This is a genomic window from Alteribacillus bidgolensis (assembly GCF_002886255.1).
Lineage (GTDB): Bacteria > Bacillota > Bacilli > Bacillales > Marinococcaceae > Alteribacillus > Alteribacillus bidgolensis.
The window spans coordinates 3,081,031-3,105,064 of sequence record NZ_KZ614149.1; the positions used below are offsets into that span (position 1 = coordinate 3,081,031).

General features: G+C 41.6%; 24 protein-coding genes and 1 pseudogene. 1 reads left to right on the plus strand and 24 read right to left on the minus strand.

Features of this window, described 5'->3' with window-relative positions:
- Positions 1-4: 4 nt before the first annotated feature.
- The 21 genes and pseudogenes from atpD to prfA all read right to left on the minus strand — a co-directional run bounded on the left by atpD (position 5) and on the right by prfA (position 20,333).
- A complete protein-coding gene (gene atpD / locus CEF16_RS15210) occupies positions 5-1,417 on the minus strand; it encodes a F0F1 ATP synthase subunit beta (RefSeq protein ID WP_091586607.1) in 1,413 nt (470 codons plus the stop codon).
- Positions 1,418-1,454: 37 nt separating this feature from the next.
- Entirely contained in the window at positions 1,455-2,315 is an 861-nt protein-coding gene (gene atpG / locus CEF16_RS15215; RefSeq protein WP_091586605.1) for an ATP synthase F1 subunit gamma, read from the minus strand.
- Between the two features lie 121 nt (positions 2,316-2,436).
- Entirely contained in the window at positions 2,437-3,945 is a 1,509-nt protein-coding gene (gene atpA, locus CEF16_RS15220) for a F0F1 ATP synthase subunit alpha (protein ID WP_091586603.1), read from the minus strand.
- 18 nt (positions 3,946-3,963) lie between these two features.
- Positions 3,964-4,506 carry a F0F1 ATP synthase subunit delta gene (locus CEF16_RS15225; protein ID WP_091586601.1) on the minus strand — a complete coding sequence of 181 codons (543 nt, stop codon included), beginning with the start codon at positions 4,504-4,506 and terminating at the stop codon, positions 3,964-3,966.
- The gene (gene atpF / locus CEF16_RS15230) at positions 4,503-4,949 is read right to left on the minus strand and encodes a F0F1 ATP synthase subunit B (RefSeq protein WP_091586705.1); all 447 of its coding nucleotides are present in this window, start codon (positions 4,947-4,949) and stop codon (positions 4,503-4,505) included. The genes CEF16_RS15225 and atpF overlap by 4 nt, the downstream gene beginning before the upstream one ends.
- 138 nt (positions 4,950-5,087) lie before the next feature.
- The gene (atpE, locus tag CEF16_RS15235; protein ID WP_139184741.1) at positions 5,088-5,300 is read right to left on the minus strand and encodes a F0F1 ATP synthase subunit C; all 213 of its coding nucleotides are present in this window, start codon (positions 5,298-5,300) and stop codon (positions 5,088-5,090) included.
- 53 nt (positions 5,301-5,353) lie between these two features.
- Complete coding sequence (gene atpB, locus CEF16_RS15240; RefSeq protein WP_091586597.1) at positions 5,354-6,082, minus strand: F0F1 ATP synthase subunit A; 729 nt, start codon at positions 6,080-6,082, stop codon at positions 5,354-5,356.
- 65 nt (positions 6,083-6,147) lie between these two features.
- Complete coding sequence (locus CEF16_RS15245) at positions 6,148-6,522, minus strand: ATP synthase subunit I (RefSeq protein WP_091586595.1); 375 nt, start codon at positions 6,520-6,522, stop codon at positions 6,148-6,150.
- Positions 6,522-6,752, minus strand: a complete 231-nt coding sequence (locus CEF16_RS15250; RefSeq protein WP_091586593.1) for an AtpZ/AtpI family protein — start codon at positions 6,750-6,752, stop codon at positions 6,522-6,524. The genes CEF16_RS15245 and CEF16_RS15250 overlap by 1 nt, the downstream gene beginning before the upstream one ends.
- A 548-nt stretch (positions 6,753-7,300) precedes the next feature.
- The gene (locus tag CEF16_RS24935; RefSeq protein WP_091586589.1) at positions 7,301-9,598 is read right to left on the minus strand and encodes a S8 family serine peptidase; all 2,298 of its coding nucleotides are present in this window, start codon (positions 9,596-9,598) and stop codon (positions 7,301-7,303) included.
- Between the two features lie 369 nt (positions 9,599-9,967).
- A complete protein-coding gene (gene upp / locus CEF16_RS15270) occupies positions 9,968-10,597 on the minus strand; it encodes a uracil phosphoribosyltransferase (protein WP_091586585.1) in 630 nt (209 codons plus the stop codon).
- A 655-nt stretch (positions 10,598-11,252) separates the two neighbouring features.
- A complete protein-coding gene (gene glyA, locus CEF16_RS15275; RefSeq protein WP_091586583.1) occupies positions 11,253-12,494 on the minus strand; it encodes a serine hydroxymethyltransferase in 1,242 nt (413 codons plus the stop codon).
- A 182-nt stretch (positions 12,495-12,676) separates the two neighbouring features.
- A complete protein-coding gene (locus CEF16_RS15280) occupies positions 12,677-13,228 on the minus strand; it encodes a TIGR01440 family protein (RefSeq protein ID WP_245917893.1) in 552 nt (183 codons plus the stop codon).
- Positions 13,229-13,436: 208 nt separating this feature from the next.
- The gene (rpiB, locus tag CEF16_RS15285; protein WP_091586580.1) at positions 13,437-13,877 is read right to left on the minus strand and encodes a ribose 5-phosphate isomerase B; all 441 of its coding nucleotides are present in this window, start codon (positions 13,875-13,877) and stop codon (positions 13,437-13,439) included.
- 49 nt (positions 13,878-13,926) lie between these two features.
- A pseudogene (locus CEF16_RS24530) lies at positions 13,927-15,180 on the minus strand (methyl-accepting chemotaxis protein).
- Positions 15,181-15,192: 12 nt separating this feature from the next.
- Entirely contained in the window at positions 15,193-15,654 is a 462-nt protein-coding gene (locus CEF16_RS15295) for a low molecular weight protein arginine phosphatase (protein WP_245917894.1), read from the minus strand.
- Between the two features lie 54 nt (positions 15,655-15,708).
- The gene (locus tag CEF16_RS15300) at positions 15,709-16,251 is read right to left on the minus strand and encodes a manganese efflux pump MntP (RefSeq protein ID WP_091586578.1); all 543 of its coding nucleotides are present in this window, start codon (positions 16,249-16,251) and stop codon (positions 15,709-15,711) included.
- Positions 16,252-16,323: 72 nt separating this feature from the next.
- Entirely contained in the window at positions 16,324-17,385 is a 1,062-nt protein-coding gene (locus tag CEF16_RS15305; RefSeq protein ID WP_091586576.1) for an L-threonylcarbamoyladenylate synthase, read from the minus strand.
- 148 nt (positions 17,386-17,533) lie between these two features.
- Positions 17,534-18,172: a stage II sporulation protein R gene (spoIIR, locus tag CEF16_RS15310; protein ID WP_091586573.1), complete on the minus strand. Its 639-nt coding sequence runs from the start codon at positions 18,170-18,172 to the stop codon at positions 17,534-17,536.
- Between the two features lie 221 nt (positions 18,173-18,393).
- Positions 18,394-19,263, minus strand: coding sequence for a peptide chain release factor N(5)-glutamine methyltransferase (gene prmC, locus CEF16_RS15315; protein WP_091586571.1), 870 nt, complete (start codon positions 19,261-19,263; stop codon positions 18,394-18,396).
- A complete protein-coding gene (gene prfA, locus CEF16_RS15320; protein WP_091586569.1) occupies positions 19,260-20,333 on the minus strand; it encodes a peptide chain release factor 1 in 1,074 nt (357 codons plus the stop codon). The genes prmC and prfA overlap by 4 nt, the downstream gene beginning before the upstream one ends.
- Before the next feature lie 175 nt (positions 20,334-20,508).
- On the opposite strand from prfA, the gene CEF16_RS15325 reads away from it, so the two are divergent.
- Positions 20,509-21,837, plus strand: coding sequence for an FAD-dependent oxidoreductase (locus CEF16_RS15325; protein WP_091586567.1), 1,329 nt, complete (start codon positions 20,509-20,511; stop codon positions 21,835-21,837).
- A 203-nt stretch (positions 21,838-22,040) separates the two neighbouring features.
- On the opposite strand, the gene CEF16_RS15330 is transcribed toward CEF16_RS15325, so the two are convergent.
- The 3 genes from CEF16_RS15330 to CEF16_RS15340 form a co-directional block, all read right to left on the minus strand.
- On the minus strand, positions 22,041-22,499 hold the full coding sequence (locus CEF16_RS15330) for a hypothetical protein (RefSeq protein WP_091586565.1): 459 nt from the start codon (positions 22,497-22,499) through the stop codon (positions 22,041-22,043).
- Between the two features lie 107 nt (positions 22,500-22,606).
- A complete protein-coding gene (locus tag CEF16_RS15335; RefSeq protein WP_091586563.1) occupies positions 22,607-23,437 on the minus strand; it encodes a hypothetical protein in 831 nt (276 codons plus the stop codon).
- Positions 23,430-23,966, minus strand: a complete 537-nt coding sequence (locus tag CEF16_RS15340; RefSeq protein ID WP_091586561.1) for an RNA polymerase sigma factor — start codon at positions 23,964-23,966, stop codon at positions 23,430-23,432. Before CEF16_RS15340 ends, CEF16_RS15335 begins: the two co-directional genes overlap by 8 nt.
- Positions 23,967-24,034 lie beyond the last annotated feature (68 nt).

Consider the following 24,034-nt stretch of genomic DNA (forward strand, 5'->3'; position numbering starts at 1 on the left):
CCGCTTAGGACATAGCCTTTGCGTTTTCAAGTACATCTTCAATTGGTCCGACCAGGCGGAATGCATCTTCTGGAACGTTATCGTGCTTCCCATCAAGAATCTCGCGGAAACCGCGGATCGTATCTTTCACTTGTACATAAGAACCTTTTTGTCCAGTGAACTGCTCAGCTACGTGGAAGTTCTGGGACAAGAAGAATTGAATGCGGCGTGCACGGTGAACGATCAATTTATCTTCTTCAGATAATTCATCCATACCAAGGATAGCAATGATATCTTGAAGTTCTTTATATTTTTGAAGGGTTTGCTGCACTTCACGTGCCACTTGATAATGTTCATCTCCGACAATTTCTGGAGAAAGTGCTCTGGATGTAGAAGCGAGCGGGTCCACAGCTGGATAGATACCCATTTCTGTTAGTTTACGCTCAAGGTTTGTTGTTGCATCCAAGTGAGCAAATGTAGTGGCTGGTGCAGGGTCTGTATAGTCATCAGCAGGTACATAAATCGCCTGGATAGACGTTACAGAACCTTTTTTCGTAGATGTAATACGCTCTTGAAGCTGACCCATTTCCGTTGCAAGAGTCGGCTGATAACCAACTGCTGACGGCATACGGCCAAGCAATGCTGATACCTCAGAACCTGCTTGTGTAAAACGGTAAATGTTGTCGATAAAGAGCAGTACGTCTGCACCATCTACATCACGGAAGTGTTCAGCTAGTGTAAGACCAGTAAGTGCCACACGCATACGCGCTCCTGGCGGCTCATTCATCTGGCCGAACACCATAGCTGTTTTGTTAATAACACCGGAGTCCTGCATTTCATAGTAGAGGTCGTTCCCTTCACGTGTACGCTCCCCTACACCTGCAAAAACAGAAATACCGCCGTGTTCCTGGGCAATATTGTTAATAAGCTCCTGGATTAATACGGTTTTACCAACACCGGCACCACCGAATAGACCGATTTTACCACCTTTTACATACGGAGCGAGCAAGTCAACTACTTTAATCCCTGTTTCAAGAATTTCTGTTTGCGTTGACAGCTCATCAAAAGATGGAGCTTCGCGGTGAATTGGGTTTCTTTCTACTTCTGGTCCAATAGGGTCTTCCAAATCGATGGTATCACCAAGTACATTAAACACTCTTCCAAGCGTTGCTTCACCAACTGGAACAGAAATCGCTCCGCCAGTGTTCACAACTTCCGTACCCCGTACTAATCCATCTGTTGAACCCATCGCAACTGTACGCACTGTGTCGTTGCCTAAGTGCAATGCTACTTCTAATGTCACGTCTACATTTGTTTCCCCTTCTGCTTGAGCTTTTTGGGAAACTTTTAGGGCGTTATTCAATTCAGGCAGTTGACCGCTTGGAAATGCAACGTCAACAACCGGCCCCATAATTTGGGTGACTCGTCCATTGCTCATTATTTTCCCTCCTATCTAAATCCTGCCAGCTTCTCGTTTACTCTAATGCTGCCGCACCGCCGACAATTTCACTGATTTCCTGTGTGATAGCTGCTTGTCTCGCACGGTTATAAGAAAGAGTTAAATCCTCAATAATACTTCCAGCATTATCTGTAGCCGCACTCATTGCGGTCATACGAGCACCAAATTCACTAGCTTTTGCATCTAGTAAAGCGCCGTATATTAAGCTCTCTGCATATTGCGGAAGAAGCTGATCGAGTATTGCTTCAGCGGACGGCTCATACTCGTAAGTTTGTTTTGAATCTGTTTCTTCGCTCATATCTGTTAGAGGCAGCAGTTTCTTTTCTGTAACATCTTGCTGAATAGGGCTGATAAAGTGGTTGTACCAGAGATACAACTCATCAATCTCTTCATCTGCGTACATATTAACTGCCAAACGAGTGATATTTTTTATGTCGTTAAATACCGGTTCATCCGGAAGACCGGTAATTTCATCTAAAATAGGGATTCCTCTTTTTTTCAGAAGATCCCGGCCAATCCGGCCAAGAATAATCACGCCGTATTCATCTTTTGATTTATGCCGTTTATTAATTTCGTCAATAAAGGAACGAATTAAACTGGCATTGTAACCGCCGGCTAAACCGCGGTCAGAAAAAATAGCAACGTAAGCTGTCTTTTTCACCGGACGCTCTTCAAGCATAGGGTGGCTGGCATCTGAGTTGCCTGAAGCAATACTTGCAACCACCTCACGGATTTTCTGGGTGTAAGGTTCGTACGATTGGGCGTTGTTTTGGGCACGATTCAGTTTAGATGCTGAAACCATTTCCATCGCCTTGGTGATCTGTTTTGTCTTTTTAGTTGAGTTAATCCGTGTTTTAATCTCACGTAATGAGGCCATCTCTTTTCACCACCTTCTCCGTAAGGGCACAAAGGTTGAGACTGCTCAAAAAGGAGAGTCCGCCGGATCAGCCGACGGCATTTACACTTTTCTATCCTTTTCAAGAAGTCTTCCTGATATATTATTTAGACACGTTAAATGATTTTTTGAATCCTTCGATTGCTGCACTAAAGTCTTTATCGTCTGGGAGATTTCCAGTTTCACGAATTCCGTTTAAAAGATCTTTGTGGTTGGAATCCAAGTAAACGAATAATTCGGATTCAAAGCGCTGTACATCTTTAACCGGAATATCGTCCAAAAATCCTTTTGTCAGCGAGTAAATAATAGCTACTTGCTTTTCTACCGGCTGCGGCTGGTGAAGACCCTGTTTTAACACTTCTACCGTACGTTCACCGCGGGAAAGCTTCGCCTGTGTTGCTTGGTCAAGATCAGATCCAAACTGAGCAAATGCCTCTAATTCACGGAAAGAAGCTAAATCAAGACGAAGGGTACCCGATACTTTCTTCATCGCTTTAATCTGAGCAGAACCACCAACACGTGATACAGAAATACCCGGGTTAACCGCAGGTCTTACACCAGAGTGGAACAGATCAGATTGCAAGAAGATTTGTCCGTCTGTGATGGAGATAACGTTTGTTGGAATATAGGCACCAACGTCCCCAGCTTGTGTTTCAATAAATGGCAGGGCAGTCAAAGAGCCTGCTCCTTTATCGTCACTAAGCTTTGCAGAACGCTCTAACAAACGAGAGTGAAGATAGAATACATCCCCTGGGAATGCTTCACGGCCCGGCGGACGACGAAGCAAGAGGGACAGCTCACGATAAGCAGCTGCTTGTTTAGTTAAGTCGTCATATACAACAAGCACATGTTTTCCGTTATACATAAACTCCTCGCCCATAGATACCCCAGCGTAAGGTGAAAGGTACAAGAGCGGAGCTGGATCAGATGCACCAGCGTTTACTACAATGGTATAATCAAGTGCTCCGTGTTGGCGGAACGTTTCTACTACGCCTGCAACGGTAGATTCTTTTTGTCCGATCGCAACATAGATACAAAGGATGTCTTCTTCCTTTTGGTTCAATATCGTATCTACGGCAATGGAAGTTTTACCAATTTGACGGTCACCGATAATTAACTCACGCTGTCCGCGTCCAATTGGAATCATGGAGTCAATCGCTTTAATACCAGTTTGAAGCGGTTCATGAACGGATTTACGGTCCATAACCCCTGGTGCAGGACTTTCGATAGGGCGAGTTTTAGTTGTTTCTAACGCACCTTGTCCATCAAGAGGCTGTCCTAGCGGGTTAACAACGCGGCCTAGCAGTTCTTCGCCAACTGGTACTTCCATGATACGTCCAGTACGTTTAACTTCGTCCCCTTCACGAATGTCATCAAACGGTCCAAGGATAATAATACCTACGTTATTTTCTTCAAGGTTTTGAGCCATACCCATAACCCCATTAGAGAACTCAAGCAGTTCCCCTGCCATTACGTTCTCGAGACCATGAGCACGCGCAATACCGTCACCAATTTGAATGACGGTGCCGACTTCGTTTGCTTCTACATCAGACTGAAAATTTTCAATCTGCTGTTTAATGAGAGAGCTAATCTCATCAGGTCTGATGCTCATTAACGTTCACCCCTATCTTTATCGTTTCCCGGAAACAAGCTCGCGCTCAAGACGGTTAAGCTGACCTTTCACACTGCCATCAAAAATAGTGTCCCCAATTTGGACTTTAATTCCGCCAACCAAACGCGGGTCTAATCGATTTTCAATGTGAAGGGTTGCTTTTCCGACTTTCCTGGCGAAGTTCTCAGAAATAAATTTTCGATCTGTTTCAGAAAGTGGTTTTACCGTATAAACGACGGCATGGCCCACTTTTTGTTCTTCGTCTGCAAGCTCCTGAAACCGTTCAGCCAACAGCACCACGCTGTCGATTCGATTTTTTTTCAGGAGTAAAAGAAGTGTATTCGTTACAGGCTCGCTCATACCAGCGAAGCTTTCACGCAGCAGTTGTTCTTTTTTATCTGCTGGTACTTTCGGATGATGAAGAAGTGCAGGCAGTTTATCATTATCTTGAAAAACTTGCTTAACTGCTTCGAGCTCAGCTTGAATGTCTTCAAGCATGTTCTTTTCCATTGAAAGTTCAAAAAGTGCTACGGCATAACGATTAGCTGCTGCTCGGCTCATAACCGTTCGCCTGCCTCTTGAATATATTCTTGAATCAGTTTTTCCTGCTCTTTTTCATCAAGTTCTTTTTCAATAATCTTTGTTGCGATCATAACAGACAATGTACCAACCTGTTCACGCAGTTCAGCTACAGCTTGCTCTTTTTCACGTGAAATATCAGCCAGCGCATTTTCTTTCAAACGCTCGGCTTCTGAACGAGCTTGAGCAACAATATCTTCCCCTTGTTTCTCACTTGTCTTTCTTGCTGTTTCAATAATAGATTGCGCCTCGTCGCGAGCGCGTTCTACTTCTTTACGCTGTTCTTCTAAATATTTTTCCGCATCTTGACGGCTTTTTTCCGCAGTATCAATTTCTTTGGCAATATGCTCTTCGCGTTCTTTCATCATGTTCACGATTGGTCCCCAAGCGAATTTACGCAATAGGAGAAGCAAGATAATAAACATGCCCAGCGAAAATATAACATCTCCCCAGTAGATTACATCTGGCACGGAATTCACTCCTTTCTGCTGTCATACAAAAGGAATGGCGAAGTTTCCCAAACTAGACTCCGCCATACATGTTAACAATGAAGACAGGATGTACTATCCTCCCATAACGATAAAGGCGATTACAATTGCGATAATCGGAAGGGCCTCAACAAGTGCGATACCGATAAACATAAGTGTTTGCAATGTACCTTTAAGTTCTGGTTGACGAGCAACCCCTTCAAGTGTCCCCTTAACAATCAATGCGTTACCAATACCTGCTCCTACTGCAGCCAAACCAGCTGCAATTGCTGCTGCTAATAATCCCATTCTAATAATCCTCCCTTAGTATAATTAATTATTGAGATAAATACTTTTAAAAATTAGTGATCATCTGCTACTTTGTGAGCCAAATAAACCATAGTCAGCATTAAAAAGATAAACGCCTGGATGGCACCGATAAATATACTGAACGCCTGCCATGCAATCATTGGCAGCCCGGCAGCAAGTGCTCCTAACAAACTTGCTCCCCCAGCAGTCGCAAGCAGTGTTAATAGGATTTCCTTTGCATACAAGTTACCAAAAAGACGCATACCCAATGTTAGTGTATTTGTAAATTCCTCTAATACCTTCAACGGGAAAAGGTAAGGTATAGGCTTGAAGAAACCTTTTCCGTATTCCTTGGCACCCTTTATCTTGATTCCATAATAATGAGTCAGCACAATTACCATTACGGCAAAAGTCATTGTAATGACAGGATCTGCTGTCGGAGACTTCCACCAAAGTTCATGTGTTTCATGGTTAACAATCATAAAAGGTATACCGAGCATGTTCGAGATGAAAATCCAAAGGAATATGGTAATGCCAAGACCAAAGAATCTTTCACCTGTTTTCCAGTCCATTGCACTGTTGATCGTGTTTTTCACAAAGTCTATGATCCATTCAAATCCGTTTTGCATGCCAGAAGGCTTCATTTTCAAGCTTCTTGCACTAAAAAAACCGATGCAAAACACAATAAGAGCCGAAATAGTCAACATGATAATATTCGACAAATTAATATGAAACCCCGAGATTCCAAACAGATCATAAACTATCGGCGCATGATGGTCCACTCTTCTTCACCCCTTTACAAATAATCTGTCAGCTGCTGTTCTTCTCTGCCTCCTTGCTTGTCCTGTTACGATGTTGAGTGTTTGGTTTGAAACAAGGATGAAATAAATATAATAATATAAGGAGTCACGATTCCAGCAACAAGTCCTAAAATGTGAAAGTGCTCAGGAAAACGAATAAAAAGAACTGCAGCTAGTGCACCTGCCGCAAATCTTGACAGCATCCCGAATGTAAACTTTCTCTTCTGATTTCCTGCCGCCTCATCAAACTTTTTCACTTCCCGGTACATACTCCAAAGATTAAAAAGTCCAATAAGTGCTCCGATTCCCAGGCTGAAAAAGATCTTATCAAAAGGCATCACTGCCCACCCAAAGGCATACATGAGCATTGCAGCTAAAGTAAATTGAACATAACGTTTGACATTTCCCTCGAAGCTCTTCACTATTGATCGTCTCCCAAATATTTTCCAAGCAGACGGACTAGTCCGTACACTCCAGCGGCAATTCCGACAAGCAGGCCGACAATCAAAAATAAAGGCTCCGTTTCAAACCGGCCATCTAACCATCTTCCACTGAAAACACCGATCAAAACAGGACCTACCAGATACGATAACACAGCTGAGGTTATAGCCATTGTCTGAAACGATTTTGGAGGTTTTTTCTCGTTCGTCATGTCCGCCTCCATTTATAATGTATTGGGTGTGGTATAAAAGGTACCAAGATGCCGTACGATGAAGCTATGGCAGAAAATATCACTTGGACTGTTTTAAAGAAGGAATAAATGCTTCATAGTCCATAAACGAAATTTCAGAATGTTCGGCTGCATTAAATATGTAAACCCTCTCACATTCCCTTTGTAATCGTACAATAGCCAACCTTCAATGTCAATGTGTTAAATAAGAAAAACTCCCTGTCATATAAGGCTTTCCAGCTTTTTTAAATTATGACTATTGAGTGACAATTTCGATATCCCCAATTTTTTTTGAACCTGTATACAAAATAGGTTAAATCCGGTTCGTTTTTACGATTTTTTTAATGCTTGTATTCAACGACTTTTCGTTTCTTTTGCAGCGTTTTTGCATTTCAAGCTTTTTATTCAGATCTTCCTTACATCGGTTTTTACCCTTTGTTAGATTTTTTCGATTTTTGCCTGTTTCCACCATTAGAAAAACTCTGCTTGCCGCTGAAAAGAAAGAGCCGTTACAACAAACAGCTCTTTTTTTAACGCTTTGATCGTTTTTCATCTATCATTTTCTGTTCTAAACGGATGATCGTTTCTAAAACTTCTTCTTTATCTCCAGCTCTTGCATAAACTACGGCTCTGTATTTTCCCTCAGGGACGGAAATGTCTTTAGCAGATAATTTTTGTTCATATAACCCTGGTTTTATATTTGTGTCTTTATCAAGTACGCCGGCAAATGCATAAGTGTCCAGGTCATATAACGCTATTTCTAATTCTTCTGCCCCGCCTGGCATATATACTTCATACTGATATCCCTTATTTGTTCCAAAAGGTTGTAAATCAAAAGCTCCTATGCGCGGGTAATCGGGTTCGTTGATAAATAATAAATAAGGCAATCGAATTTCTTCATTACCGCCTTCTACTGTCAATACGCCATCGAGTTGATCATAGTCAATGGCTCCCGCCTCTATTTCTAAACGAATTTTTGCTTCTTTTTTCTCTCCTGGCTCTAATGTTATTCGTTTAGGAAGCTCCCATTTTAAACCAAGAAGAGAACTTGTTTCTTTACGAAAGGTATACGTTTTCTTCTGATCAGAATGGTTTTCTATAACCACTGTTTTTTCATGGACTCTTTCTTTATTTCCTAACGTCCACACGCCAAACGATAATGTACCGGGATAAACGAGAGTGTCTGTTCGAATGGCTTTTCTCATTTCAACCCTGCCTGCACCTTGTACAAACGGCGGATAATCATTGTCACTATCATCGGTTAAAGAAACAGCTGTATTCATTAAAGCTGCTTTTATCTGCTCAGGGTTCCATTCCGGTCTTGCTTGTTTTAATAAGGCTGCAGCGCCGGCTATGTGGGGAGCTGCCATACTTGTTCCGTTTAATGCTAGATAGCCGTTTGGAACTGTACTGTCTATATCTACCCCCGGTGCAACTACGTCAGGTTTAATTTTCCAAGAGCGAGTGACTGGTCCTCTTGAACTAAAAAAAGCCATATGATCTGTTTCTTCTTCTAACACTGTTCGCAAAACAGAGGAAGATGATTTTTTCTCTTTTGCTTCGATTACCTTTCGAATCTGCTCTCCATCTTCACGTGTAATAGTAACGGCGGGGATAGGCTGAACTTCCTCCGTACCAGCTGCAAATGCGCCAGCTACATTATTGTAAATAATTACCGCATCCGCTCCAGCTTTGCGGGCATTAACAATTTTCCGAACGAGAGGGATGCCGCCTCGTTCAATTAACACCGCCTTCCCTCTAACATTTTCCAAATCCTCTTTCATCCCAAGACCACCGTTTACTAATGGTAAATCACGCCGAAACTGCCAGGGAGAAGTTCCTTGTACTGCTTGCATAGAAATAGACAATTCTGGGTTATCATATAGCGTTAATTTTGGCATCCGTAATGGAGGAATGGAGGCACCTACTGAAATGGCCTTGTCTGCGGTACCTGGTGAACCAACACTCCACATCGCCGGGCCGCTGTTGCCGCTTGACGTAACTGCAATGATCCCTGCTTCCGCGGCTTTATCTAGAGCTTCACTTGTAGGCCAATCCGGACCGTTAATGGGACTCCCTAAAGAAAGATTTAAAATATCTACCTTATCCTCAATAGCTTTATCAATAGCTGCTAATATTTGTTCGGTAGACCCCTGGCCCCCAGGACCGAGTGCACGATACATGTATAGATCAGCTTCTGGAGCTACACCTCTGACCGCTCCATTCGCTCCGATGATACCAGCAACATGGGTGCCGTGCATGGTATTTTTTCCATGTTTATCTTTGCCTTCAAGAGGATCATCATCTTTATCAACAAAATCATAACCTCCTTTAAAATTACGGTATAGATCAGGGTGATTATAATCTATTCCTGTATCAATTATTCCGACTTTAATTCCTTTACCTGTCAACTTCACACCATGCTTATCAAGCTGACCGCGAATAGCTTCTGCTCCAATAAAAGGAACGCTGTCTTTTAAAGATGAATGATAGGCAACAGATGGATCCGCACGTTTTATCCCATCTAGATTGGATAGTAACTCTATTTGAGAAGGATCTAATTTTACAGCAAATCCTTTAAACCCTTTTTCATAAGAACGCAGAAACTCTATATCAGGAAAGGTCTTTTTCAACTTATCTTGAACATCATCTGCTTTTTCATTTTCTTTAATAGCAATAATAGCGGTCTCCGGTTTTTCTTTTGAATATCCTGTTTGAGCAAATCCTTCAAACATTAAAGTAGACGTAACACATATAATAATGGCAAGGAGGAAAAGTCCAATCTTTCTCTGCTTTCTTAAAACCCCCTTTTTGTTATTTATAACCATTTTTGCTCCCCCCGTCCCTAAAAATCTAATCTCGATATGTTCTTCTATTTATGGTGCAGCAAGCAATAAATTTTATTCGGCACAAACATGGGAAGAAAAGAAAAACATTCCATCAATACGACTTTTCCCTTTCTTTTCAGTGGTTTTTCCCTCTGATTCAGCTCTTCCTCTCAATTTATACAGCCTGCTCCTCGTTCTGTTTGAACTTCTTTCCCCATATTCAACGCTTATCTTTTTCACCTTTTCGAAATACTCGGCTTGCCGTCGAGTCCTTATGGTACCTTTGATCCTTTTAGCAAATTTAAACTTTCCCAAAGTATAAAAAAACTTCAGCAGGAAATCCCTGCTGAAGTGTAACGGTCCCATTCACTATTTTGTTCCAAACAAACGGTCACCAGCGTCCCCAAGACCCGGAACAATATAGCCTTTTTCATTCAATTTTTCATCTAAAGAAGCAAGATAAATATCTATATCTGGATGTGCTTCTTGCACAATTTCCACTCCTTCTGGAGCAGCAATGAGACACATCAGCTTGATGTTTGTAGCACCGCGCTTTTTCAAACTCGTTATAGCTTCCACAGCGGAGCCTCCCGTAGCAAGCATCGGATCAACTACGATAAATTCCCGTTCAGCTACATCACTTGGCAGCTTCACATAATATTCCACAGGTTTTAATGTTTCAGGATCACGGTATAAGCCAACATGTCCTACTTTTGCAGCAGGAATCAATTTTAAGATACCATCAGACATGCCAAGACCTGCTCTTAAGATCGGAACAATGCCCAGTTTTTTCCCTGCTAACGTATGTGATTTGGCTGGACCTACAGGCGTTTCTACTGTCACTTCCTGCAGTTGAAGGTGACGTGTGATTTCAAAAGCCATCAACGTAGCTACTTCATCCACTAGTTCTCTAAATTCTTTTGTGCCCGTGGAAACGTCACGAATAAAAGTAAGCTTATGTTGGATCAGCGGATGATCTAATACATGTACTTTCCCCATAAAAGAAATCGGCTCCTTTACTCCCCGGTGCATCCGGGAAAAATTATCTAATCAACTTTACTACGAACAGGTTCATTCTTTTGAAATTTTACAGAAAAACACAATCACCTTCAAGTTCTGATAAAAAGGCCAATGATTCAGATTATTTATATTTATAAGAAATGCGCAAGCGCCCTGGTTTTAAATGACGTTCGGCTAAGTTTCTCACGTCCTGTGAGAACGCCGAACTGGCTTGCCCTGGATGAGCTGACTTCTGCGTTGCGAATTCGTCGCTAAAAACGCTACGTCCTGTGGCATTGGCGACATTAGTACGTCTTGTACGTCGACGTTCGCGATCTTAGCAGAAGATCCTTCATTTCGCGATTCTAGCAAAAGTCCCTTAAATCTTCTGGGCCCCAAGAGGCTGGGCGCTGAAGCTAGATATCAAAGCTTAAAATTTTAAACTTTCCTATCTTATAAGAAAAGCCTTCCCTGCATCAGCCGCCATAACTCGCTGGAATACAACGCTTTTATTCTAAGTAGTACTGAACTTTCCTCTTTCCTTGGTTACCGCTATTCTCCTCCTACCTCTTTCAGGTGCTATTTGCACCTAATCCTAAAATAAAAAACTGGACCCGCTTTTTTGCGGATCCAGTGTTTATTTTTAGTAATCTACTTACAAATACTCATACATAGGAAACTGTTCAGTCAATGCGTCTACTCGCTCCGAAGCTGCTTTTAAGAATTCTTCATGATCGTGATTTTTTAACGTAAGCGCCATAATTGCACCGATTTCATCCATTTCTTTTTCTCCAAATCCTCTTGAGGTAACAGCAGCTGTTCCGATACGAATACCGCTTGTTACAAATGGGCTTTCTGGGTCAAATGGAATCGCATTTTTATTCGTAGTAAGACCTACTTCATCCAATGCTTTTTCTGCAACTTTCCCTGTCAATCCAAGGCTTTGCAAATCCAAAAGCAGCAAATGGTTATCTGTTCCGCCAGAGACAAGATCGATACCTTCATTCTTTAATGCTTCTGCTAAACGCTTAGCATTTTTTACGATGTTTTCAGAGTACGTTTTAAACTCGTCTTGCAGCACTTCACCAAAAGATACGGCTTTTGCTGCGATTACGTGCATAAGCGGGCCGCCTTGCAATCCAGGGAACACAGCTTTATCAATTTTCTTGGCGAACTCTTCTTCACACAAAATTAAACCGCCGCGCGGGCCGCGTAACGTTTTGTGTGTCGTCGTTGTTACAAAATGAGAGTAAGGAACAGGGTTTTGATGTACACCTGCGGCTACAAGACCAGCAATATGAGCCATGTCTACCATTAAATAAGCGCCAACTTCATCTGCGATTTCACGGAACTTTTTAAAATCGATTTCGCGAGGATACGCACTTGCTCCGGCCACTATCATCTTTGGTTTATGCTCTTTTGCAGCTTCTAAAACCGCATCATAATCGATGGTTTGATTTTCTTTCGTTACTCCGTATTCGACAAAATTGTATTGGATACCGCTGAAATTCACATGGCTTCCATGCGTTAAGTGACCACCATGAGAAAGGTTCATACCAAGCACAGTATCACCATGTTCAAGTGCGGTGAAATATACAGCCATGTTTGCTTGTGCACCGGAGTGCGGCTGCACGTTAGCGTGTTCTGCTCCAAAAATCTCCTTCGCACGGTCACGGGCCAAATCTTCTACTGTATCTACATGTTCACAACCGCCATAATATCGGCGACGTGGATATCCTTCGGCATATTTATTTGTTAATACAGAACCTTGCGCTTCCATTACAGCACGACTAACAAAGTTTTCAGACGCAATTAACTCTATTTTATCGCGCTGACGGCAAAGCTCGTCCTGCAACGCTGCAAAAACACTAGGATCTTGATTTTTGATGGTTTCCATAAAAAATGTTTACCCCTTTCTTTCCTTTGCATCTCTTATTTATTCGTGGTTTAGCACTTAAATTTTCATTCAAGGCATATTGTAACATGGATAAACGGTTAAATCCGTATTTTAATTAAAAAAAAGATAAAAATATTAAGTTTTTAGCATTTATTTTTAGAAGCGAACCTGCACGGATTGTATTATTCGGGGTATTTTGCACGCGGCCCGCCTATTAATTTAGGTCTTGTTTTAGCCATTGTTACATGAGCATTGCCTATTGATTTCACCTGGCTTCTTATAGGAACAGCAACGTGCTTTAAGTGCATGCCAATGAAAGTGTCTCCAATATCAATTCCCGCATCCGCTTTTATATGTTCAATGATAACGGGATCTGAAAACTGTTCAAAAGCATGCGTAATCATTGCCCCTCCTGCTTTACGGTGTGGTATTGCGGTTACTTCATCAAGTTGAAAAGCTCTTGCTGTACCGCGTTCCACAACAAGGGCCCGATTAATATGCTCACACCCTTGAAAAGCAAGGTGCACCCCGGTGTGCTGTTGAAAAGTCGAAAACACGTCATATAATGATTTGGCAGCTTCAACTGAGCCAGCTGTACCAATTTTCTCTCCAATTACTTCACTCGAACTGCAGCCAATAACAAATATATGATGGTTATCCAGTTTGATGTGAGATGAAATAGTATCCAGACAGGTTTGCAAAGATGATTGCCATTGCTTTGTTATATCATTCACGTTGATCACCTCTTTATTTAAAGGTACCACAAAATTTGATTTTCGAAAAAAGAGTGATTTGTACATAAGTCGTATTTGATCAGTAGAATCCTGCTGCGTTTAATTAAGATGGAAAGCTTAAGAAGCCGCAGACTTGGAGTGCACTGTTGACCCTCGTTAAACACAAGAAACGGACCTCTCGTTTTGCAGGTCCGTCTTTGTCGTGGATTTATTTTTCTTCTATAGCCATCATTTTGTCTACGCGTTTGGAATGGCGCCCGCCCTCGAAGTCTGTTTCAATCCAGGCTTTCACAATTTCTCCGGCAAGGCCAGGACCGACAATCCGTTCACCCATTGCAAGAATGTTTGAATCGTTATGAGCGCGCGTTGCTTTGGCACTAAAGACATCATGAACCAGTGCACAGCGTATGCCATTCATTTTATTAGCCGAAATAGACATGCCAATACCAGTTCCACAAATCAATATACCTTTATCTACTTCACCGGAAGCTACTTTTTCTGCTACCGGAAGAGCATAATCAGGGTAATCTACAGAATCGGTGCAATCACAGCCAACATCTTCAAAATCAATATTCATATCTTCTAACACTTTTACTACTTCTACTTTAAGTTTGTAGCCTGCATGGTCAGAACCTATTGCAAGTTTCATGATGGAGGTCCTCCCTTTTTTTCTTTTCCTTTATGTTCTCATGTTACCCTTACGTTGTAAATTTTTCTATGGTATTTTTTAGCTTCTCTGCTTGTTCTGAAAGCTCATGAGCCTTTTTAGCTGCAGAGGAGACTTCGGCTGTTCCGGCAGATGTTTCTTCTGCAATGACCGCTACTTCTTGTGATTCTCGAGAGGTATTTTCAACTGCTTTCATTTGCTGTTCAATCAAATCTGTGATGTCTTTTACAGAACCAGCTACTATTTGAACAGTACTTTCCATAGCTGTAAACACTTGGCTTGTTTCCGTCTCTTTGGCAGATCATCACTCGCTGCTTTTACTTGACTCTCTATGTTAGAAACGACATTTCCAACTTCAGATTGGATATTTTGGATGAGATCACGGACGCCTTGTACAGCTTTTGAACTTTCATCTGCCAGCTTTCTCACCTCATCAGCGACGACCGCAAACCCTTTTCCGTGTTCTCCGGCCCGAGCTGCTTCAATGGAGGCGTTTAATGTCAGAAGGTTCGTTTGCTCTGCAATGTCACTAACTAAACTAATAATTTCTTCTACCTTTTCAGCTTGTTGATTCAAAGCTTCTACCGCATGCAAAGATGCCTGGCTATCGACTTCTAATTGCTTTATGCCTTCAACAAGAGATTGAATAACTTGTTTACTGTCATCTAGTGTTTTTCCTCAGCAGAAGCTTCAGAAGCGTTCGTTTTTGATTGGACTTTAGACTCAATTTGAGCTATGTCTTCCATAGATGCTGCCGTTTTTTGAATAGCCTGTGCGGAATGGTCCGCTACTGCAGCTATTTCCTCTACAGTGATTGATATGCTGTCTGCTTTATTAGAAGCTTCATCAGAAGCACCTGTAATTTTCTCGCTCGTTTGTTTAAAATTATTTTCAATATCATTCACCATGATCCGAAGACTTTTCAGCATTTCATTAAAAGCTAGTTCCTCCCCGTAATTCATCGTCTGATTTTGAAACCTCTACATCTTTGTGAATATCTCCATCCACTGCTTTGCGGGCCGAAAATTTGAGACGCTTTAGCGGCTTCGTTAGCAAAGGCGCTGATAATAAAGCCAATATGCCGCTCCACAGCCACCTCAGTATTAACGTCAAAATAATAAATACATCTTCTGAAATTCCAAATGCATTACTAACCCTATCCGCTAGGACAAAAATAAAAAACGCACTGACACCGTAAGTTACGATGGGCAGGACGCTCGCTGATTCCTAATACCAGTTTCTTGCGAATACTGAATCGATACGATTTTTCCCTCTTTCCCCTCATGAACCTTACTCCTTAAAATTTTTTTATTTTGTGTAAAGCTGCTTCTAAAAGCCAATCCATTTCTTCAGCTGTTGCCCTGTACGTGTCAGTTGATCCCCCTATAGGATCCTGGATATCCCCCATATCTGTATTTGCATCGAGGGCAAACTCTTTCAATGTAAATATTTTATCGGCAGCTTTTGGGTAAGTTTGAACAGTCATTTCGTGATGATTTTTTGTCATCGTTAAAATAATGTCAGCCCAGTCTACCAATTCCTCTGTTAACGGCTTGGAATCATGCTTAAGCGTAATATTTCTTTCCTTTAGTACTTTCATTGTTCCATCAGAGGCGGGCATACCCGGCATAGCATAAATTCCAGCTGATTTCCCTTCGATATTCTTATCTGTTTTTGCTCGGAATAATGCTTCTGCCATCGGGCTACGGCATGTATTCCCAGTACATACAAACAGCACATGTTTTATGATGGCTTCCACACCCTTCCCTTCTTATTTCTTGGTTTTATTTTACCATACATTTAAGATGTTCATTTAAAGTATTAACTTCAAACCAAAACTTAATAGAATAACTCCTCCAAATATTTCTCCATAACGTCCGAGCGTATGCTGGAGACGATTGCCTAAAGCAAGTCCTATCCAAGTGAAAAAGGCACTGAACAATCCAAACATTAAAAGGACAGGTACCAATGAAGCATTTAAAATCCCTAACGTAATCCCAATAGAAAAACTGTCTAAACTCACCAGCACTGCAAAGAACATAAGTCCTGCTCCTCGCGGAATAATTACTCCTCCCGTGTGTTCTGAGTTGTTCCAGCCTGTCCACATCATCTGCAGCCCAATAACAAACAACAGTATTCCGCCAGTAATAAGAGCTACTTTTTCAAAAGACGAAGCAATCAAGCGTCCTCCATATAACCCGATGAAGGGCATCCACATATGAAATAGCCCTACAATAACGGAGGTTAACAATTTATTTATTCTTTCTGCACCTCTCATTGCTACCGCAAGTGACATAGAAAAAGCATCCATACTTAAAGCTAAAGCCATCGTCGCTAGTATCATCCATCCGCCCATTCCCCCGTCTCCTTTCAGGACATGCTTATACACTCTATGCAAGTCCAAAAGAGATCATTCAAGGAGGTCCTTTTAACCCTCGGCAGATGCCTTTTCTAATCTATTCATTATAGCAAGGCCCACTCCTTCTAAGCTGAACGTTTCACAAAGAATGATGTCGGCATCGCTTTGGTCTGCTTGACGAAGGTTGTCATACAAATGCGCTGCCACTCCCTCAAGCTTTGCGGACGATCCAAGCACTATAAAAATATCAGCAGCAGGCTCTAAATCACTTCTATGTTCTTCCACAGCTAGTACTGCAACTTTGTTTCCTGCCTTTTGTTCTGTTTCCATTCGTCTTTTTATAGCTTTGGTTTCACGTAACAATATTAAAGGAGAGTCGGGTGCATAATGACGGTATTTCATTCCAGGCGCTTTCGGAGAAACCATTTCATCATCATCATTATGCGGATCTATCCTATTTTCAAACCCGATTCGATCTTTTCCTAATACTTCTTCTAATTGTTCTTTTGTAATGCCGCCCGGGCGGAGAATCCAAGCTATCTCTCCGCTGCAATCGACAACAGTGGATTCTAAACCAAAACCCGATGAACCGCCGTCCACAATGCCGGCAACCTTTCCAGATAAATCATGTTTCACATGTTCAGCTTTTGTTGGACTCGGCCTGCCGGACTGGTTTGCACTAGGAGCGGCTACCGGTACTCCAGCTTCTTTTATTAATGCTCGAGCAGCCTCATGATCGGGCATTCTCACTGCAACCGTATCAAGGCCAGCCGTTACTTTACTGGAGACTTCTTGTTTTTTTGGCAAAATAAGTGTCAGCGGACCCGGCCAAAAATGTTCTGCTAATTTTTGAGCAAGAGGAGGAACAGAAGAAGCAAGGTCACTCAATTGTTCTTGATTGCCAATATGTACTATAAGCGGATTGTCTCCCGGACGTCCTTTTGCTTCGAATATTTTTTCCACAGCCTCGTCATTTGTAGCGTCAGCCCCCAATCCATATACCGTTTCTGTCGGGAATGCTACAGCCTCTCCTCTTTTTATCCACAACGCTGCTTCTTTTATACCAGGGTCTAAGCTCCTCTCCCCTTCTATGTTATCCACATTCCACACAATTGTTTGTTTATAACTCATGTTTTTCCCCCTTCTTTTGCCCCATTTAACCCTTTCAATTATAGAATTGCCAGTGTATATAGGCAAATGAAAAAAGTTACCCACAGAAAAACCCAACCTTGTGGATAACACAAAACCCTATTATATACGTATATTTACCATAATTATTTCAGCTTTTTCCAAACCATTGATTCCATTTTTCCACAATGAAAAATGAATACTCTTTTTCGTTATCCACAGAATGAGGGTCTTTTTCCACAACTTCCTCGTTACTATTTTTATCCACAGTTTCATCTTGTTTTTCCACATCTTCTTCTTCAGCTGAAATAAAACATAGGGGCGGAAATAGTACACACCACCAATTTTCTCCTTCCCCTTCTCCTATAGAAACAACCAGCGCTTCATACGTACCTGCCGGATAAACGAGCGGTCCATAAATTCTCGTTGGAAACTCGACCTGGTCTTTTAAAGCAATGGAAAATGTATGAGAAGAACCACTAGTATTTATAACATCTTTGACGATGGTCTCTAAATTAGAAAGATTATCATTGATGGTTTTTCGGGCTTCTTCCTTTTCTGACAAACCTTCTACCAGCGTCCGTATTTCTTGATTTACTGCATCACGGACTTTTCTTTTAAGCAGCTGTTCTTCCGGAGAGTCATCATGGGCAAGTATTCTTAGGCGAATGGCTTCTTCAGGAATAGTATCAATTCCTGGATCAGAAGCTGAAGTATTTTGCTGTTGTTCCATTTGCAGCCAAGCGATAAGTACAAGAAAAATAACATATATAAGTGCTTTATTTCTCATCGGTCTGGCACCGTCCTTTCAGCATCAGTGTGGACCGTGCCATCTACAGTTAAACAATTAATCGCTCGACAAATTTTGTATTACGTAAATGAATACATGTTGGTTGGTTTTCTGTTATGTTGAAAGCTATTTGCTGCAAGTTGAAAAAAAATGAGCCAATTCGCTTTCATAATAGGAAAATGCCGCAAAATACCAGGTACCACACAAACACCTTTTAAAAGCTAAATCCTCCCTCTCTCACAGAACACCATGCGCTCTTTCCCGTTTATATCCAAACGAACATCTACCTTTGCATCTGGCAGGGCTTTCTGAAAAATAGCTGCAACTTCTTTTCCTTGCTTTTCTCCTATTTCAAATGCTGCAAGTCCATCTTTTTTCAGTACATTCGAAAGATGAGCGGCCATTTTTCGATAACAGTACAATCCATCTTCTCCTTGACCAATGAGTGCTAGTTCGGGTTCATGATCTTTTACAAGAGAATCAAGCTGAACCCATTCATTTTTTGGAATATAAGGAGGATTAGATACAATAACATCCCATTTTTTTTCTTTACGCTGTAATGGCTCTAGTAAATCACCTTTTAAAAAAGAGACCTCTGCTTGTAAAGATTCGGCATTTTTTTCTGCCATATGCAACGCAGCATCATTTAATTCGACCGCCGTTACCTGAAGATCTGAAAATTCAAGCGCAAGCGTGACGGCTATTGCCCCGCTTCCCGTTCCGATATCTGCCACAGAAGCAGACTTCTTATGGTGCAGCTTCAGCCAGGAAAGTACTCCTTCAACCAGCTCTTCTGTTTCAGGTCTTGGTATTAATACATCTTCACTGACGTTAAACCGCCTGCCGAAAAATTCTTCATATCCCATCAAATGCTGAACCGGGATTCCCTTCCCATAAAGGAACACATCACGTTGGAAAGCTTCCCAGACATCTTCGTTCAATTCATCCCGCCTAGACAGATGAAAATCCGTCCAATCTTTTTGTAAATGATGCCGCATTAACACATCTGCTGCTCTTTGTTCTCTTCCGTTTTCTGCTAAAAAAGAAGAAGCCCACTTTAGGGCTTCATATACAAAGGCTGGTTTTTTCATGCTTCGCCCGCCTTTTCCATCATTTCTGCTTGTTCTTCTACAATGAGCGATTCAATAATCTCTTCTAGTTCCCCTTGTAAAATCTGGTCAAGCTTTTGAACCGTTAAATTAATACGGTGGTCTGTCACACGGCTTTGCGGAAAATTATACGTGCGGATTCGTTCAGACCGGTCGCCAGTACCAACAGCAGATTTACGATTTTCTGCATACTCTGCCTCTGCTTCTCTTTGGTACATATCATATATGCGCGCACGGAGAACTTTCATCGCTTTATCTTTATTTTTTATCTGCGATTTTTCATCCTGACAAGAAACGACAATTCCAGTTGGTTCATGCGTTAATCTTACCGCAGACATGGTTGTATTAACACTTTGTCCCCCTGGACCGCTTGAAGCAAACGTATCGACCCGAATATCTTTTTCATGGACCTCTACTTCGACTTCTTCTGCTTCTGGCAGTACGGCGACAGTAGCTGTTGACGTATGAATGCGTCCACCTGATTCGGTGCTCGGAACACGCTGCACGCGGTGGGCACCGTTTTCATATTTCATTTTTGAATATGCGCCTTCTCCATTGATCATAAAAATAATCTCTTTATATCCGCCTAGCTCTGTTGGACTTGCTTCAATCACTTCAGGCTTCCAGCCGTTTTTCTCGGCAAAGCGGGAATACATTTTGTAAAGATCGCCGGCAAACAAAGCTGCTTCATCGCCTCCAGCTGCACCGCGTACTTCGACGATAACATTTTTATCATCATTCGGATCTTTTGGTAAAAGCAGCACTTTAAGCTCTTCTTCTAGTTTTTCTTTTTTATCGGAAAGTTCTTCAATTTCCAATTTGACCATTTCTTCCATTTCATCATCCATGCTCTCTTCTAGCATAGATTTCGCATCGTCAAGTTGAGACGTCACTTCTTTGTACGTCCGGTAAGTCTGTACTGTTTCTGCAATATCAGATTGTTCTTTTGAATATTCTCTAAGTTTTTTTGAATCATTAATGACTTCCGGATCACTAAGCAGCTCATTTAGTTCATCGTAACGATTTTCTACGGCTTGTAAACGATCTAACACAAGCGTTCACCTCTTTATCGGTTGCATAACAGTACTATTATAATATAACATCTATCTGCCGTCAAAAGCAGAAAAAATTGTTGTCTACAGTATATGCACGTTTTTATCCATTGAAATAGGGAATAATACCTCCAAGGGTTTTAGGTTACATAGAAAAAAGGGGGCTATATATTATATGAATTACGTCGTAATAGGCGGCGTTGCAGCAGGAATGAGTGCAGCGATGCAAATCGTGAGAAACACAGAGAATGCTAACATTACTGCTCTTGAAATGGGAAATATTTATTCTTATGCGCAATGCGGCCTTCCCTATATTATTGGCGGCGCTGTAAAAAGTACGGAAAACTTGATTGCAAGAGATGTAAAAACATTTCGAAAAAAATACGGCATTGACGCGAGAATCTTTCATCAAGTGACAGAAGTAAACACAGATAAAAAGTTCGTGAAAGGAAAAAACCTGGAACAAAACCAACCCTTTGAAATTTCTTATGATAAACTGCTAATTGCCACTGGCGGTTCTCCTATTATCCCAAACTGGAAGGGCCGTGAATTACAAGGCATTCATGCATTAAAAACCATTCCAGACCTAGAGAACATCATGGACGATCTTACCAGAGCCAAAAAAATTACGATTATAGGCGGCGGTTATATTGGTCTTGAACTAGCAGAAAATTTGATTGAAACAGGTTACAGCGTTCGCATGATTGAGCGAAACACCCGTATAGCAAAAATGTTTGATGAAGACATGGGAGCTCTGATTATAGAGGAAGCTAAAAATCACGGCGTAGAATTGTGCCTGGGCGAATCAGTAGAAGCATTTAAAGGAAAGGATTACGTCGAAAAAGTAGTAACCGATGAAAACGAATATGACACGGATTTAGTTATTGTTGCTACAGGAATTAAGCCCAATACCGATTTTCTCAAAAGCACCGGCATCATCTTACAGAACAACGGCGCCATCCAGGTGAACCCGTATATGCAAACAAATATTGATGATGTGTACGCTGCTGGTGACTGTGCCACGCAATTTAACCGTATAAAAGAAAAAGATGACTATATTCCGCTTGGAACCCATGCTAATAAGCAGGGACGAGTGGCTGGTCTTAATATGGCTGGAATACCGAAAGCTTTTCAAGGTGTCGTCGGAACTGCTATTCTTCGTTTCTTCGACCTGACCCTTGCAAAGACCGGTTTATCTGAAACAGACGCTAAAGCCATGAATTTCCCTTATGATACGATTACCCACGAAGGCACTCACATTGCCGAATATTTTGAAAACAAGAAAAAGCTTCACATGAAAATTATATATAGAACAGACAATGACATGGTGATTGGCGGTCAAGTCATCGGAGAGGCCGGTGCAGACAAGCGGATTGACGTATTAGCAACTGCCCTGTTTCACCGAATGACACTAGAAGAATTCGAAGACCTTGATTTATCTTATGCGCCTCCATATAACGGTGTATGGGACCCCCTTCAGCAAACGATTCGGCGAGCCAAATAATCAGCACAAGCTGAGAAAAACTCGGCTTATCGTCGATTCCTTATGGCGAAAGCTGAAGTTTTACGTATACTTTGTTCCTTTAACAAAGTTAAAGCTTTCCTAAAGTATAAGAAATGGCCTTGATCATAAAGGTTGGTGCAGGGCGATACCTGCACTTTCCTCTTCCCTTTCGATCAAGACCATGTTGATATTTTCTCCGGCATTTATCCATTTAATACTTGAACATTTACTTCATAACGAGGTAGTTCTTGTTTATACTGCTTCCTTAGCTCTGTCACCTTTTTCTTTTTTTCTTCTTTGCTCCAGGATCGATTGGCATTTGCATAAAGATAAGCATGCCTGCCGCCAAAGGTGACGTATATTGGTGAAAAACCATGCTTTTGTGCAATGTGTTCTACCATATCTTTATCACTGCCCTGTGTTTGCTTCTTTGTGGTCATCGATACATTGCCAGGCCCCTGATTATAATCAGATGGAGAGCTTCCATCTTGTGCCGGCCTCAGTACAGAAGAATTCGCTGGGCCAGGCCCAGTTAATGAATCCACCCATGGAGCGTGTTGACCGGCTGCTTGTTCCTTTTGGGCATCTGGAGAAAGGTCGTTTTGACAAGCAGACGTGCATAACAACATTCCAACCATCACAGCTAAAGTTGTCTGTTTCACTCGAGCAACCCCCTTGCAGAACTTTTTATTTTTCTACAGTTCTTGCATTTTTAGGGTTTCCAATTTAAAAAGCCTCATTCTTTACCTCTCAAGCTCACTCTTTCCTTTTACTCCCATTCCCATTCTTCCATGACTACTTGTTCTCTTGCTGCTAATCCATCGGCCATTTCAGGAGGACCATTTTGCTCCCATTTAATAACAGTTCCGTTGTTTTCTAAAAGAATAACCGAAAGATAAGCATTACCCGTATCTTCAAAGGTTGCAGCGTAATTGCCAAACAATAGATTTTCATCGTGTTCTTCCTGAACTAATTCATAACCTTCTGCTTCGTATTCTTCTTGTATTTCAGTGATTTTTTCCTCCAGCGGCTCATCCTCAGCAGAAAATTCCTGTATCGTCCAAACAGGTGATTCAGTTGGCTCCTGGTCTTCGGTAAACGCCGCATATAGTTGTATTTCTTTATCTTCTGTTACTTCTGCTTCAAAATATTCTGGAATGTAAGTAGTAAACGAAAATCCAGGTTCATCGAGCAGTTTAAAGACAGCTGTTTCCTCCATGCCTTCATTCATATAAGAAATATCTTTTTGAGACTCACGTGTCTCTTGCGGATCCGTTTCCGATTCCTCTGGCACGTTTTCATCGGGAACTTCCTCTTCTGTATTTTCGCGCTCCTCGTTTTCTCGTTCATCATAAGGAGCTTGTTCTGACCCTTTATCGCCATCGTTAAACGGCAAGTTAAATTGACTTACTGCTAGTAAACCAGCAATGGAGGCGGCCGCTACTGTTCCTGCTGCAGCTCCTAACCAAGAAAATCGGATTCTACGTTTCCCTTTTTCCTGCTTTACATGCGCCCAAATTCGATCCGGCGTGGTTTGATCCGGCATGCGGTTATATTCCTCTTTTAATCGCTTCATCTGTTCATCAAATGAGTTATTCATGGATCACACCTGCTTTCTCATACCGTTTCTTCAGCTGGTTTCTAGCTCTCATGACTCTTGTTTTTACAGCAGTTTCTGTCACACCGGTAACTTTGCTGATTTCCCGGTATGTTTGTTCATGAAAATAGTGAAGAATTAACGGGATGCGGTATTTTTCAGGTAAACTCCTTATCATGTCATGCAATTCCCATGTTTCTTCTCCTGTTTCCAGCTCGTCGAACAGTTTGCCATTGTCTTTTTCTTTCATCGCTTGAAGGTTGCGCTTTTGCCGTTTTTCTTTACGAATAAGATCTCTTGCTGCATTTAAAGTGATGGAATACAACCAGGTAGTGAATGTGCCGCCAGAAAAAGTAGAAATGGAACGGTATACTTTTAAAAATACTTCTTGCGTTACATCTTCGACATACGGGGGATGGACTCCGATTTGAAAGGCGAACTTCTGTACCGTTCGATAGTGCCTTTCGATTAATTCTTGAAAGGCTTCCTCTTCTCCAGACCGGGCCCGTTGTATCAATTCATCATCATTCATTAACGGTCCCTCCGTTTTTATTTTTAATTATGTAACGTTATGTCGAACGATAAAGTAACAAAAACGTT